Origin of the sequence: Virgibacillus sp., from assembly GCF_013393565.1 — a bacterium.
GTDB classification, from domain to species: Bacteria; Bacillota; Bacilli; order Bacillales; family Amphibacillaceae; genus Virgibacillus; species Virgibacillus dokdonensis.
Map to the genome: position 1 here is coordinate 14,233 of NZ_JABXHF010000058.1, position 13,387 is coordinate 27,619.

Here is a 13,387-nt window from a genome sequence, read left to right on the forward strand (position 1 = left end):
GCTTCACTTTGTTTAAAATTTGATCCTTTTTCTTCCATTTATAAATAGTTGTTTATAACAGGTATTGTAAATATGTCGATATTTCCCGGGAAATTGAAAAAAAGCAGCGCTTAAAAAAGACAAATAGTTATGAACGAAACGTGGAATGAAATGATGTAGTATAGCTTCGACATGAGGCAATGCCTTAGTTGGATCGTACATTTACAGGTGCGGTTAATCACCTGTAATTACGAAGACCTCAACTTGTTGCACCTCCTTTGTATGTTGCATGCATTGCAGAAAAACTTGGCTTATCGCCAAATCTTTATGTCGAATGAGTTTATGTTAATACGATAAGCCTTGGAGTTTTTTGTTTTCCTATCGTGCAAGCAGTATAACTAACTCCTTTGAACGATTGGCTCATTTTTTCCGCCAATTCATAAATGGTTGCAATTATAAGATTCAGCTTGCCTTCAATACGATGAAGCAGATAAAAGGTCACTGCCATGGGAAATCCAACTTCGGTTATAAATGCTATCCACATATCCATATGCCATGCCTCCTTTTCCCTTATATGATGACTTTAAACAAATGCCAGTTAACATACATCCCTTGTTAATAACAAGCTTCGCACAAATTTTCACACTGGAAAGCACCCCTTGTACAATTTGGCAGTGATGTAGTTTATACATGTTTTAACAACACTCGCCTGAATTAAATGAATTTCTAATGAATAGTAAGGTTCTCTTATCCCACTGATTGTTAGGTAAACGAATTAGAGATTTACGTGATGTTATTTGCCACTGAGACTCCCCCAGCAATCGCACTTCCAACTCTTAAAGTAAGATTCTTACACCATCTTATATCCAGACTCGGCTTAGAATAAAACGATAGTTTATTTCATGTCATGTGGTAATCTTGAAAGGTAGAGCAAGCGACCAGCAGATGACTACTGGTCGCATACATGCCTTGCTTATTGTTATTGCATTTCTACTTCTTCAACAATTCTCTCCACGATTCTTGCGCTTTTTTTGGCAACTAAATCTCCTCCACTAGAAGTGAAAGCATTTTGTTGCAAGATTTCATCCATAGCTGCGTTAACAGTTGCAGTATCAACTGGCTCCACTGGCTGATCAATGGTATAATTGACTGTTTTACCATCTTGGTTCGTAAATTTTAATTCCAGCTTCTTCATCTTTTTCCCTCCCTTCCTTTTCGTTTTATTCATTACTCCTCGACAATGTTTGAGCTATCCTTACGCTCAATCGATAGCAATGACAGCTGTTGTAAACCAACAATTGCTTGGGCAACTGTATACAGCTGCTCAGACGTAGCAGTAATTTTCACATTATTGAAGCTTTTAGCCTTTGTGAGTTTCTTCCCAGTATTTCCATCGATACCATTGTCAAATTCCAATCTAAGAGACGAATCCGTCAAAGTTGCAATAGCCATGTTATCACCTCCTTCACACCTATAATCGATAGAAGTCTTGCGGAAGTGGTGAAATGAATTTTGTAGTTTTTTAATCTTTGAAATTAGCTAGCAATTGTGTGTAAGGAATGAAAAATTCGACAGTTTATGTCTTTATATTTAGGGTACACTATTCATTAAGCCACTCCTCTTGCATCAAAAGTGACTTACCTTTCAATATTGTAATATAAATGTAATTTACGCCAAGTACATATAGTAGTAAAATGAAAGGTAGTATGTTTAATGAGGTGTAAAAATGTCGAAAAACAGTGAAAATATATCTCGAGTTAAAAAAAGGAAACAGAAAAGTCGCAAAAAACTCATCTTCTTTATCATCGTTCCCCTAAGTATATTGCTAATAACAACCGTTTCCTACGGTGCTCATGTCTATAATACAGCACAAGAAGCAGCCAACGACTCATTTCAAAAAATTGGAAGAGATGGAGAAAAGTCTGCTTTAAGAGATGAATCTGTTACTCCAGTAGAAGACAACGTCTCTGTACTTATTATTGGCGTGGATGATAGCGAAGCTCGTAATGAAAACAATAGCAGATCAGATACACTGATGCTTGCAACCTTTAATAAAGACGAAAAAGATGTAAACATAGTAAGCATTCCAAGAGATTCTTATGTAAATGTTCCTGGATATGGATATACAAAAATTAATCACGCCCATGCATATGGAGGACATAGGAAAGCCATTGAAACGGTAGAGAATTTTTTAAATGTACCTGTTGATTATTTTGTCAAACTAAATTTTGAAGCATTTATTGAAATGGTTGATACCATAGGTGGGATTGAATTTGATGTACCGTTTGAAATGAGTGAGCTTGATTCTGACGATAATCAAGACGCTATACATTTAATGCCAGGTTATCAAAGATTAAATGGTGAAGAAGCATTAGCATTAGCGCGAACAAGAAAATATGATAGTGATCTTGAGAGAGGGAAACGGCAGCAGGAGATTATTAAAACAATTATTAAGGAAACTGCATCGGCTTCTTCCGTGCTAAAGCTTGATGATCTTATTACTTCAGTAGGCGATAATATGAATACAAACCTAACCTTCAGTGAAATGAAAAGTTTTCTTAGCTATGGTTTAAACACAAATTTAGCGATAAACTCAATAACAATGGACGGTGAAGGCGGTAAAATGGAAGACGGCCTTTGGTATTATCAAGTAGATGAACAAAGTAGAAGTGAGGTTGAGAACGAGTTGCGCGAGCATTTAGATCTGCCTGTGTCTACTGAAAAAAACTATGATTTCACCCAAGAAAATAGTGAAGAAGAAATACAAAATTCCAGTAGTTATTGAAGCTGAAATTTAAATAAATCCGGACTTTCATTTGAAACAAAATTAAGCTCATTTCAAATGAAAGTTCGGATTTTTGTTTTACTATAGGATAGTATAGTTTATCGTATAAGTAAAAGACAGCATTTTGACTAAAAAGATCTGATGATAAGTAAAATTTTCTAATGGTTCAATACTTTTAGTTGCGTCTGCTTGGTTACTCTTTCTTAAAATATATTCGCGCCATAAATTCCAATACTTTTAAAATGCGCTTCCAGCGAAATGGTTGCTTTAATAAGCGATAAAGCCATTCTAAGTTCAAATTAATCCAAGCATCTGGTGCACGTTTTACCTCTCCAGCAATAACATCAAAACTTCCTCCTACTCCCATAAATAAACCTTTGTTGAACTTATTCATGTGGGTTGTAATCCATTCCTCTTGGCGAGGAGAACCTAATGCAACAAATATTAAATCTGGATGAGAAGATGCTATCTTGTCTGCGATAGAATTATCATTAATTGATATATAGCCATGATGGTGACCTGCAATAGTTATATTTGGATACTTTTGTTTAATTTGTTCAACCACTTTCTCATTAACATGTTCTTTAGCTCCTAGGAAATAGCAAGAGTAGGATTCTTGATCCGCTTTTGCTAGTAAATCACGCATTAAATCATAGCCTGGGATCCTTTCCTTAATAAGTTGCTTTTTAAACTTTGAGGCATACACAATTCCTACCCCATCTGGAACAACATAATTGGCCTGCTTGACCAATTTTTTAAACGCTTTGCTCTCCCTTGTCTTCATTACAATTTCCGGATTAGCTGTTACGATAAAACACTTTTGATTATGGGTCAGCTTTGGATAGACGTATTCTGTTAAAAACTTTTCTTTTGTTTCATTGACAAAATCAATATCCATTATAGTTACTATGTTTGATTTGTTCTTACTTACCATAGAGAACAACCTTTCTAGTTTTATAAGAGCTATGCGAACATCCTATGATAGTAATGCACTGGTTATAGATTTTTTTCTATAGTCTTCTTTTTCTAATTTGGACATGTTTTTATACTCTTTAATAAAACTTTCATATTTGGGTAGGATATCTGCTTTTAATCCATACGCTTTTACTCTTCCATATTCAAGCCATAGTATTTTATCAGCAAATTTTTTCATTTGAGGAATAGAATGACTAACAAAAACTATTGTCTTGCCTTTCTTTTTGAATTCCATCATTTTTTGAAAGCTTTTTTCTCCAAATGCTTTATCACCTACAGATAAAGCTTCATCAATAATAATAATATCAGGATCAATGGTAACAGAAATAGCAAAACCAAGCCGAGACTTCATTCCGCTGGAATAAGATTTTACTGGTTGGTCAATGAATTTACCAAGTTCTGCAAAATCTATAATTTCGGGTTCAAGCTTTAAAATCTCTTCTTTTGAATAACCCAACATGAGACATTTTAATTCAATATTTTCTCTACCTGTTAAATTACCTTTTAAACCTGACGATATAGCTATTAGGGAAACTGTCCCATTCACTATTACTTTTCCACTGGATTCAGGAAGAATTCCTGCTATAATGTTGGATAACGTAGACTTCCCTGCTCCATTTACGCCCACAAAACCAACTACTTCTCCTTTGTAAGCATGGAAGTTAACATTTTTTAACGCATAAAAATCTTCTCCATAACTTTTCTTGAAGAAAATGTCTTTTAGCTTTTCTGATGTAGCCGTATATAGTTTATGCTTCTTTGAAACATTGGAAACAATTATTGATTTTTCCATAAAATCACCATTCTTCAAACTTTTTTTCGTTATATAAAATCTATAAATCTTCTTCTAAAAGTAACATGTAATTTGGTACCTATTATAAATATAACAAGCGAAACACCAAAGAAATATAGGGAATAGCCCCAATGGTTAATTATATACCACTCTGTTCCAATTAATGAGGCTCGATACCCTTCCACTAAATAATATAGCGGATTTAATTTTAGTAATATCACAATTTGTTCTGGCAAACTGTCGTGCGACCATAATATTGGCGCCATATACAATACCATACGAAGCATTGCTTGTAAAAGCATTTGTAAATCACGTATGATTGTATTTAATGTTGAAGTAATTAATGATAATGCAAAAATAAAGAAGTAGCCACCTAATATAAAGATTGGAAGTTGTAAGTAGTAAATACTTATTGGATAACCTGTCAAATTCAAAATAATTATAACAATCAATAATAAGCCTATATGTGAATAGAATTTAGAAAATATAATAATATTCGGGATCAGGCTCATTGGAAAATTCATCTTAGATAACATCTTAATCCTTTGGTATATTGATTTTGAACCTTCAATAATTGCTGGATTAAAGAAGAACCATATGACTATCCCTGCAAGCATCCAATGTATAAAGGAAACGCCATCTATTGGTTCTCTTTCTCTTATTCCAAAACCAAAAATAAACCAATATATTGCAATTTGAATAGCAGGATTAATGACTTCCCAAGCTAAGCCTAGATATGTCATCTTATTTTTACTTTTAATTTCGTACAAAGACAACCTTCTTAATAAATAAAAATGTTTAACCTGCTCTATTAATACAGCCCATACTGCTTTCATTTTAAAGTCCCTTTCTTGTACTGCTTTCAGCTATAAAATTATACTAAGTATCTACTCTGTTATCAACGGTTATTTTTGGCACTGATATATAAATAAAGAAAATAAAAGTCAAAGTCTTCTACTCAAACAATTTTTGCACCACTCTCTTCGTTGCGTTACCATCTTCCAAATAACAAAACCTTTCGAGAAACTCTTGATAGTTCTCATTTCGATTGAATCCATTTTGCTCTAGTTTTTGAATCTCATAAATAATTTCATCCGTTGTTTTAACTAATGGTCCAGGTGCTTTTTCTTCAAAGTTAAAGTAAAATCCCCTTAATGTATCTCTATATTCTTCAATATCATAAACAAAGAATAGCATAGGTCGCTTCAAATTGGCGTAATCAAAAAATACGGAAGAATAATCCGTTATTAATAGGTCTGAAATTAAATAAAGCTCTCTTATATCTTCATGTTTAGATAAATCGTAAACAAATCCTTTATAATCATTGATATCGATCTGTTCTGACACTAAATAATGTAGTCTGAGCACGATAACATGCGTATGACCAAACGCTTCCTTCAGCTTCTTTAAATCAAACTCTAAATCAAATTTATACTTTCCTTTTCTGTAAAATTGATTATCTCTCCATGTAGGAGCATATAAAATAACCTTTTTATTCTCATCAATTTCTAAACCCTTTTTCAAGCGAGCTGCTTCAGATAAATCATTATTGTTATATAAATAATCATTTCTTGGGTATCCAGACTCTATTATTTCTTTATTATAACAAAATGCTCTTTTAAAAATTTCCGTTGAATACGCGTTAGGAGAAATAAGATAATCCCACTTACCTGCCTCTCTAGCGAAATTCTCTTTATATTTACTTGTATTCGTACCAGGCATATGCACTTCTTCCATATCAGCAGCTAAACGTTTTAAAGGCGTACCATGCCATGTCTGTAAATAAATTGTATGCTTAGGTTTAGGTATCCATAATGGCAACCTTGCATTTGTTATCCAGTAGTTTGCTCTAGCCATTTGCAATAACCATTTTACAGAGAATCGCCTGACATATTTAATATCTTTATTCTCAAAATTATTGATATGCCTCCTGTCCGCACTCCATACAAGATCTAAATTCCTATTATGTTTCCTCATATACTCATAAATGGCTCTTGGATTGTCACTAAACTGTTTTCCGTGAAAGCTTTCAAATATAACCAAGTTCTTGTCTACAGGTAAAACCTTTCCGCAAACATAAAAAGCACTTTTGTATATTTGTAACAATTTGCCACTTCTTCTAATATTTATCCACTTTTGTTTTACTCTTTTTAAGAAACTTATAAAAAATCTATATTCTCCCATACTTAAAGAAAAGTACTTCGATTTTTTTGTAGGTTTACAAATTACTTGGACAACAGATCTGCCACACTTAAATTTTCTTTTTAAAGGATAAACCTTGTTTAAATGGTTAATTTTTATTCTGTTACTCTGCACAGCCATAATTTCTTCATTCACTTCATGTTCCATCAAAAGGTGGAATTTCAAATATTGCATCTTACCTAATGAAAAATATTGCTTTAAATTAACTTGAGCATAGTAGCCATTTTGTTTTAAGCTGGAATACCAAACATAATTTCCATACTTATCTTCTGCCAAAGTGGTTAGTTTTATAGGCACATAAATTTCATCATTGTTTATGTTTGATGTAATTAAAAGCATGTATTTCGCATTCTTTCCAACCATAAGCCCAATGTTTTGAAAAACCCCAAACACATTTAGAATTCCATCATTTGTTATTTCTACTTCTTCAAATTTGGAATATAAAAATGCTTCTCGAAAATAAAAACTAAGGTTTCCTTTTCTTGTAGTAGCTGGATATAGAACATGCGTACCAGTTAGTGGGATTTTTAAAAATTCAATATAATCATAATTACTTCTAACTCTAGATCGTTTTTCTTCATTATCTATCACTCTAACAATAGAAAAATCTGTTATATCCGACCCGGTTAGAAAATCTTTAAATTTTATTAATGATATTTCTATATGAATAATATAAAAATCTGTGGTTTCTGTTCTAATAAAAAACGGTAATTTAGCCTCTTCTTCGGCATTGCGGTGTTGCAATACAAAAAAGTAATTACTACATTCAACCAAGTAACTTTTTTTTATTGCAATATCACATATATACACATCGTCCTTAAAGGATAAAGACATAATTTTTCTATTTGATAAAGCTGTCACGCTTTCTCTCTCCTTCCAAACAAGACTGGACATATACAAACCAAGTTCTCATCATTTTAAACTAATTTAAAGTATTGTACTACTTGTGATCGTAATAATATTATGTTAGTGTTAACTCAATTTATTATTAAATTGTAAACCCTGTGTTAAATTCGTGTAAAGATATGTTATTATACTAGTATATGATATTTTGGAAATTAAACATAGTGATTTATATATTTGGAGGAGACGAAATGAAAAAAATTATTACTTACGGAACATTTGATTTACTCCATGTTGGTCATATAAACTTGTTACGTAGAGCAAAAGAATACGGCGATTATCTTATTGTCGCTATATCTGCTGATGAATTTAATGCATTAAAAGGCAAAAAAGCTTATTATACATTTGAACAACGAAAGGCAATTCTTGAGGCGATACGCTACGTAGACAAAGTAATCCCTGAATATACATGGGAACAAAAAATCCATGATGTTCAAAACCATAAAGTAGATACTTTTGTAATGGGCGATGATTGGAAAGGGCAATTTGACTTTTTAAAAGATTATTGTGAAGTTGTCTATCTCCCTAGAACTGTCGGTATATCAACTACAAAAATAAAGACAGATTTAAATAAAGTTAATAATGGTTAGAGAATTCAGCATAACTATATACCTTTTTATCTTTCGAATCATTTTCAGCTTATGCAGATTGTTTCCTCTACAAAAAAAGGTTGTAGCTGTTGCATCTTTTGGTGACAACATCCATTGCACAGTGCAAGCATTAAATAATCAAACCGAGGACAGTAAAGTTGTTATATTAAAGGACAGAAGTTGTACGTATCCCTTTAAAGAAGGCACGTATAATGAACTCCTATTATTCAGTTTGTCGCGTCCACTTTTGTTTTTAAAATCTATTTATCATCTAGCAACAGCGAAAACCATTTTAGTAGATAACTATTTTGGTTTTTTAGCTGTTACGAATTTTAAAGCAGATACTACATGTATTCAGCTCTGGCATGCTATCGGTGCTTTAAAGAATTTTGGCTTAAAAGACCCGTCCATCCGTAATAGAAGTCAAAAAGCATATCGACGCTTTCGTAAAGTATATAAGAAATTTCATTATATTGTTGTTGGCTCAGAAAAAATGGCGTCTACCTTTCGTGAAAGCTTTGATGTGACAAATGAAAGGATAATAAGAACAGGAGTACCTCGGACAGATCTGCTTTTTAATCGTTTAGAAAAAAAACAGGTGTCTCTTTATTTCAAACAGAAATACCCAGAAATTAAGGATCGTAAAATCATTTTATACGCTCCCACTTACAGAGAGGGACAGCTTAATAATTTTCACATAAATATGGACTTAAAAAAAATGTACACAGAATTATCAAGTGAGTACGTTTTATTTATAAAATTGCACCCTGCTATCAAGAATAAGCTACAATGCGCATTTGAAACTTTTTTGTATGACGTATCGGATTATCCAAATACAAATCAGTTACTTACTATAACAGATCTATTAATAACGGATTATTCTTCTATTCCTTTTGAGTATGCATTATTTGAAAAACCAATGATATTCTTTGCTTATGATCTGGAGGCTTATAAAAAGGAAAGAGGATTAATTGATGAATATGAAACCGAAATGCCTGGACCGGTAGTTCAATCAACGGAAGAAATAATTACAGTAATGAAACAAGAGGCCTTTCATAAAGAAAAGATAAAATCCTTTGCCAATGTTTGGAATCAGTACTCTAAAGGCAATTCTAGTGAACGATTGGCAAAATTTATTATTGACTTACAAACACCAATAGATCAAAGAAGAAAAGCTTCAGGGTAAACGTATATTAGCTTTATTTAGTCGTTTACTTCTGTGCTGACAAAAGTTTCTATTTATTTCAAACAAATTTAAGGATAAGCCACATGATCTGTCTATTATTTCATGTGGTTTTTTCTCATGTATTTATTAGTGAATCTTCACTTAGTAGATGTTTTTAACCCCTCAAAGGTTTGACCTATAAATTTAATCCAATTGGAAAATATACAAAAGGGAGTAATCTGTTATTTCCCCAATAATTTTGTTACATTGTGTCGTACCCTTGTCAAAATTCATTTGATATTTAACTGAATACTATTTATAATAAATTAGAGCCACCAACTTTTTTAAAGGAGACTAATAATGAATGAACGAATATTAGTTCGTAAAAAAAAGAAAAAGAAGCGCACACGTAAACTTCTTTTAGTGATAATTCTATTGTTCCTTACATTAATAGGTTTTGGTGGTTACATGGCCATACAAACCCTTCAAGCTGCAAGCGATTCTTATGATGATTTAGGCAGAGATAAGTCTGATTTACGTGATCAGGCTGTATCTATTAGTAAAGACCCTGTATCTATTCTCTTAATGGGAGTAGAAGATTACGCGACAGAAGGAGATCATGGTCGAACGGACACCCTGATGCTTGCTACTTTTAGTCCTAATGACGAACGGCTTAAACTTTTAAGCATTCCAAGAGACACATTAGTTGAAATTGTAGGCAAAGGTGTAGAAGATAAAATCACACATGCTCACGCTTTTGGTGGTAAAGAAATGACCATTGACACTGTAGAAAACTTTCTTGATGTGCCTATAGATTACTATGCCACCGTTAACTTTGATGCTTTTAAGAATGTTGTTGATATCCTTGGCGGAATAACTGTTAATGTACCATTTGATTTTCAGCAAAATAGCGATGATAGAGTTGCTGAAAAGCTACAATTCTATGAGGGTGAAATGGAACTCGATGGTCGCCATGCACTAGCTTATGCTAGAATGAGGAAAGAAGACCCTAAAGGGGACATAGGAAGAAACGAGAGGCAACAAGAGGTTATTAAAAGTATCATTGATAAAGCAATGTCTGTAAGCACTATTACAAAAATCGATGATTTGGCAAAAGAAATTGGAAAGAACGTAGAGACCAATATGAAAATCTCTGAAGGACTTGCGTTTTATAAAGAATATTCTGATTTTAGCGTTAGTAAAATAGATAAAATTCAACTAGAAACAACACCGGATAGAATTAACGGAATAAGCTACCAAATTGTTGATCAACAATCTTTAGAAGAAGTAAAACAAACTTTAAAAGATCACTTGGAAATTACAAATTAAATTAGCAGAAATAAAAAGCTCGTTTCACAAAAATGAAACGAGCTTTCTTTATTTTATTTGATTTGTTTTATGCATTCCAAATACTTTTCGCATACTACCTAAAATTGGCTGTTTCCCTTGTAATATCATCCCGGACAATTCAGCTATTACTTGCATTGCTATCACAGCAATAACGAGTGTAATCATAGAGGCTTGCATTGTACTACTATTAAAAGTAATTGCCAGCAATCCAAAAAAAGCACTGAATGCATATATGATTAGCACAGTAGTTTTATGACTATAACCCATTTTCATTAGTTGATAGTGAATATGCTGTTTGTCGGCTGTTGCAATACTTTGTTGATTAATTATTCTTCTAATAATGGCTAAAGTTGTATCAAAGATAGGAATTGCAATTACTATGATAGGGATAATAAAACTAAACAGCGCAACATTTTTAAACAACCCCATCATCGATACGATAGCTATTGCATACCCCAGAAAGAGCGCTCCTGTATCGCCCATAAATATTTTAGCAGGGTAAAAATTGTGGTAAAGAAATCCTATACAACTACCGACTAACACAATACATAGATAAGCGACTACAATTCGGTAATCCATGATTGCCATTACTAGAATGCTAGATAATCCAATTGCCGAAACGCCAGCAGCTAGACCATCTAATCCATCAATTAGGTTAATCGCATTCGACGTTCCTACAATCCAAAGTATTGTTATGACATAAGCCCAACCATCCAAATAAACAGTACCCAAAAAAGGAACTGTTAATTTTTCGATAATTAATCCAGAAGATACAACAACGATCGCTGCTGTTAGTTGCCCAAATAGTTTATAATACGGTTTCAATTCAAAAATATCGTCAACGAAACCAGTAAGCAACATAATCACAGCACCAATTATGATTGCACTCATTTGCGGATGCTCTGGTTGTAAGTATAAAAAACCTGCAGCTGCTCCGATGAAGATTGCTAGCCCACCTAAACTCGCTTTGATTCCTTCATGATTCTTGCGATGGTTATCAGGTTTATCAACAGCCTTTAAATAGAATGCTAGTTTTTTTATTAGTGGTGTTACTAAAAGAGCTGTTAACATCGAAATAATAAAAGCGATTATCCATTCTTGGATGTAGAACATATGTACACCTACTTATTTTTAAGTAAACTTCATTATAAGTTTATCATAAGACTCATTTAAATACTATTTTTAAAACGATAAATCGCCTCCTCCGGCTAAAAGCAGATAAAAATTGTTGTTTTACTTTATTAGTAGGTCAACATTTTTCTGGAATTGTATGTGAACAAATCAATTATCCTATTGGGTATCTACCCATACAAATGATAGAAGAAAACTTTTTATATTTCCACATAGAGATTATGTATTTTAATTTTGAAATTTGCCTAGTCAAATCATATTAGAGAGTGTAAAATATTGTGTGTAAATAGAAATTTCAACTAAGCTTGTTCATAGAAAAAGGAGACCATCTTTCTAGAATAAAAATAGTCAACAAAATTCATAGAAAAGAGGACTTTTTTATTAACCATCTTACTACAGATTTAATTTGAAGTACTAGCAATAAACAAGATATTGAGAAAGTTTTTCGTCGTTATTTGGAAGAAGCTAGTTACTAAGGCACGAACTAACTCTGTTTCTGGATTATGATCGGTATGAACGAAAGGACGTTCGTAAATAATGACTTTTATGAACGTACATTTAAGAGGGAATACGGCAACTATAACTTCGTATACCATGGGATAAGAACTGCGAGTATCAACAACAAAGATTAGCTACATATTAGCGTTTCAACGTAACACTACAACGGTTTGTCAAATGGTATTACGGAAGTTGGCACAAAAGAAGTATTAGACTTCACTATTGCACCAACAAGTCAAACATAGGGAAGAAATGATAGAGGAACCGCGGTGTTGAAGACATTCTACTCTTCATCTTAGGTTTAAATGGTATGATAGATGCGATTCACCGTGTCTATACAAAAGCAAAGCATCAGGTGTGCTGTGTTCATGTTACTCGTAACATCGCTAAGAAGTGCGAATTAAAAATCGTTCAGGTAAAATGACAATGTGTGACTATATTTTATGCACCCGCCATTAAATACACCCACAACCATAAACAAGGTCAAGGATCACAGGTTATAAGTGCAATTCTCTAGTATTTATAACATAATCACGAACTCAGTCTTTGCCTTATCAAAGCATTATGGCGTCGCATGCTTTATGGTTATATTCTAGAAATCGTGTGACAAGAAAACATTCTAAAACCTCTTTTATGTAGAAACTGAGAAATCATAAAACGTTAGTAATTACTACCTCACTCTTCTATGCTCTCACTGGCAGGATCCCCTATGCCAAACACAGAGATTCATAAAGAAGACACACAAGGTCAAGGACAAGCAGTTAACTGTGGCTAAAGAGATTTGTCTGATTATTTATGGCTCAGGCTCATCTACTAAAAGGGTATTTACACAAAAATATGGGACACATGCGTATTCCTTTTTCGTATAATTAAGCTAAAAGATATAATAGAATAATTTAATACTTACTTTAACAAGTTAAAGTCATTAAAGCTGACTAATTATATATTAATTCCTTGATGAAAGTTTTTTATAAAATAGCAGTTATTGATTACAATTTTTGAAGAATTTAATTCCA

11 protein-coding genes and 2 pseudogenes are annotated in these 13,387 nt (G+C 32.8%); 5 read left to right on the plus strand and 8 right to left on the minus strand.

What is annotated here, in order from left to right:
* Positions 1-400: 400 nt before the first annotated feature.
* The 3 genes and pseudogenes from HLX49_RS12660 to HLX49_RS12670 all read right to left on the minus strand — a co-directional run.
* Positions 401-529, minus strand: a pseudogene (locus HLX49_RS12660) (YvrJ family protein); the annotation flags it as partial.
* 429 nt (positions 530-958) lie between these two features.
* Complete coding sequence (locus HLX49_RS12665; RefSeq protein ID WP_296362312.1) at positions 959-1,174, minus strand: DUF2922 domain-containing protein; 216 nt, start codon at positions 1,172-1,174, stop codon at positions 959-961.
* Positions 1,175-1,206: 32 nt separating this feature from the next.
* On the minus strand, positions 1,207-1,431 hold the full coding sequence (locus HLX49_RS12670) for a DUF1659 domain-containing protein (protein ID WP_296362314.1): 225 nt from the start codon (positions 1,429-1,431) through the stop codon (positions 1,207-1,209).
* A 274-nt stretch (positions 1,432-1,705) separates the two neighbouring features.
* On the opposite strand from HLX49_RS12670, the gene HLX49_RS12675 reads away from it, so the two are divergent.
* Positions 1,706-2,764: an LCP family protein gene (locus HLX49_RS12675; protein ID WP_296362315.1), complete on the plus strand. Its 1,059-nt coding sequence runs from the start codon at positions 1,706-1,708 to the stop codon at positions 2,762-2,764.
* A gap of 193 nt (positions 2,765-2,957) precedes the next feature.
* Here the strand turns inward: HLX49_RS12675 and HLX49_RS12680 are convergent, their stop codons facing one another.
* The 4 genes from HLX49_RS12680 to HLX49_RS12695 all read right to left on the minus strand — a co-directional run bounded on the left by HLX49_RS12680 (position 2,958) and on the right by HLX49_RS12695 (position 7,595).
* Positions 2,958-3,662, minus strand: a complete 705-nt coding sequence (locus tag HLX49_RS12680; RefSeq protein ID WP_296362317.1) for a WecB/TagA/CpsF family glycosyltransferase — start codon at positions 3,660-3,662, stop codon at positions 2,958-2,960.
* A gap of 78 nt (positions 3,663-3,740) precedes the next feature.
* Positions 3,741-4,532, minus strand: a complete 792-nt coding sequence (gene tagH / locus HLX49_RS12685) for a teichoic acids export ABC transporter ATP-binding subunit TagH (protein ID WP_101932825.1) — start codon at positions 4,530-4,532, stop codon at positions 3,741-3,743.
* 29 nt (positions 4,533-4,561) lie between these two features.
* On the minus strand, positions 4,562-5,368 hold the full coding sequence (locus tag HLX49_RS12690) for an ABC transporter permease (protein WP_101932826.1): 807 nt from the start codon (positions 5,366-5,368) through the stop codon (positions 4,562-4,564).
* A gap of 118 nt (positions 5,369-5,486) precedes the next feature.
* Positions 5,487-7,595 (minus strand): CDP-glycerol glycerophosphotransferase family protein, encoded by a 2,109-nt coding sequence (locus HLX49_RS12695; protein ID WP_296362320.1) that lies wholly within the window; start codon positions 7,593-7,595, stop codon positions 5,487-5,489.
* A gap of 233 nt (positions 7,596-7,828) precedes the next feature.
* Between HLX49_RS12695 and tagD the strand changes: the two genes are divergently transcribed.
* From tagD to HLX49_RS12710, 3 genes are all read left to right on the plus strand, one after another.
* Positions 7,829-8,227: a glycerol-3-phosphate cytidylyltransferase gene (gene tagD, locus HLX49_RS12700; protein WP_101932827.1), complete on the plus strand. Its 399-nt coding sequence runs from the start codon at positions 7,829-7,831 to the stop codon at positions 8,225-8,227.
* Positions 8,220-9,413, plus strand: a complete 1,194-nt coding sequence (locus HLX49_RS12705; protein ID WP_101932828.1) for a CDP-glycerol glycerophosphotransferase family protein — start codon at positions 8,220-8,222, stop codon at positions 9,411-9,413. The genes tagD and HLX49_RS12705 overlap by 8 nt, the downstream gene beginning before the upstream one ends.
* Before the next feature lie 339 nt (positions 9,414-9,752).
* The gene (locus HLX49_RS12710) at positions 9,753-10,721 is read left to right on the plus strand and encodes an LCP family protein (RefSeq protein ID WP_101932829.1); all 969 of its coding nucleotides are present in this window, start codon (positions 9,753-9,755) and stop codon (positions 10,719-10,721) included.
* A gap of 48 nt (positions 10,722-10,769) precedes the next feature.
* Here the strand turns inward: HLX49_RS12710 and HLX49_RS12715 are convergent, their stop codons facing one another.
* Positions 10,770-11,855 carry a glycosyltransferase family 4 protein gene (locus HLX49_RS12715; RefSeq protein WP_296362323.1) on the minus strand — a complete coding sequence of 362 codons (1,086 nt, stop codon included), beginning with the start codon at positions 11,853-11,855 and terminating at the stop codon, positions 10,770-10,772.
* A gap of 695 nt (positions 11,856-12,550) precedes the next feature.
* Here HLX49_RS12715 and HLX49_RS12720 point away from each other — a divergent pair.
* Positions 12,551-12,777: pseudogene (locus tag HLX49_RS12720) on the plus strand (transposase); the annotation flags it as partial.
* Between the last annotated feature and the right edge of the window lie 610 nt (positions 12,778-13,387).

Coding starts and splice junctions, on each gene's coding strand:
- HLX49_RS12670 (WP_296362314.1), bottom strand. CDS start 1,431: ATGGCTATTGCAACTTTGACGGATTCGTCTCTTAGATTGGAATTTGAC.
- HLX49_RS12715 (WP_296362323.1), bottom strand. CDS start 11,855: ATGTTCTACATCCAAGAATGGATAATCGCTTTTATTATTTCGATGTTA.
- HLX49_RS12705 (WP_101932828.1), top strand. CDS start 8,220: ATGGTTAGAGAATTCAGCATAACTATATACCTTTTTATCTTTCGAATC.
- tagD (WP_101932827.1), top strand. CDS start 7,829: ATGAAAAAAATTATTACTTACGGAACATTTGATTTACTCCATGTTGGT.
- HLX49_RS12680 (WP_296362317.1), bottom strand. CDS start 3,662: ATGGATATTGATTTTGTCAATGAAACAAAAGAAAAGTTTTTAACAGAA.
- HLX49_RS12665 (WP_296362312.1), bottom strand. CDS start 1,174: ATGAAGAAGCTGGAATTAAAATTTACGAACCAAGATGGTAAAACAGTC.
- HLX49_RS12710 (WP_101932829.1), top strand. CDS start 9,753: ATGAATGAACGAATATTAGTTCGTAAAAAAAAGAAAAAGAAGCGCACA.
- tagH (WP_101932825.1), bottom strand. CDS start 4,532: ATGGAAAAATCAATAATTGTTTCCAATGTTTCAAAGAAGCATAAACTA.
- HLX49_RS12690 (WP_101932826.1), bottom strand. CDS start 5,368: ATGAAAGCAGTATGGGCTGTATTAATAGAGCAGGTTAAACATTTTTAT.
- HLX49_RS12675 (WP_296362315.1), top strand. CDS start 1,706: ATGTCGAAAAACAGTGAAAATATATCTCGAGTTAAAAAAAGGAAACAG.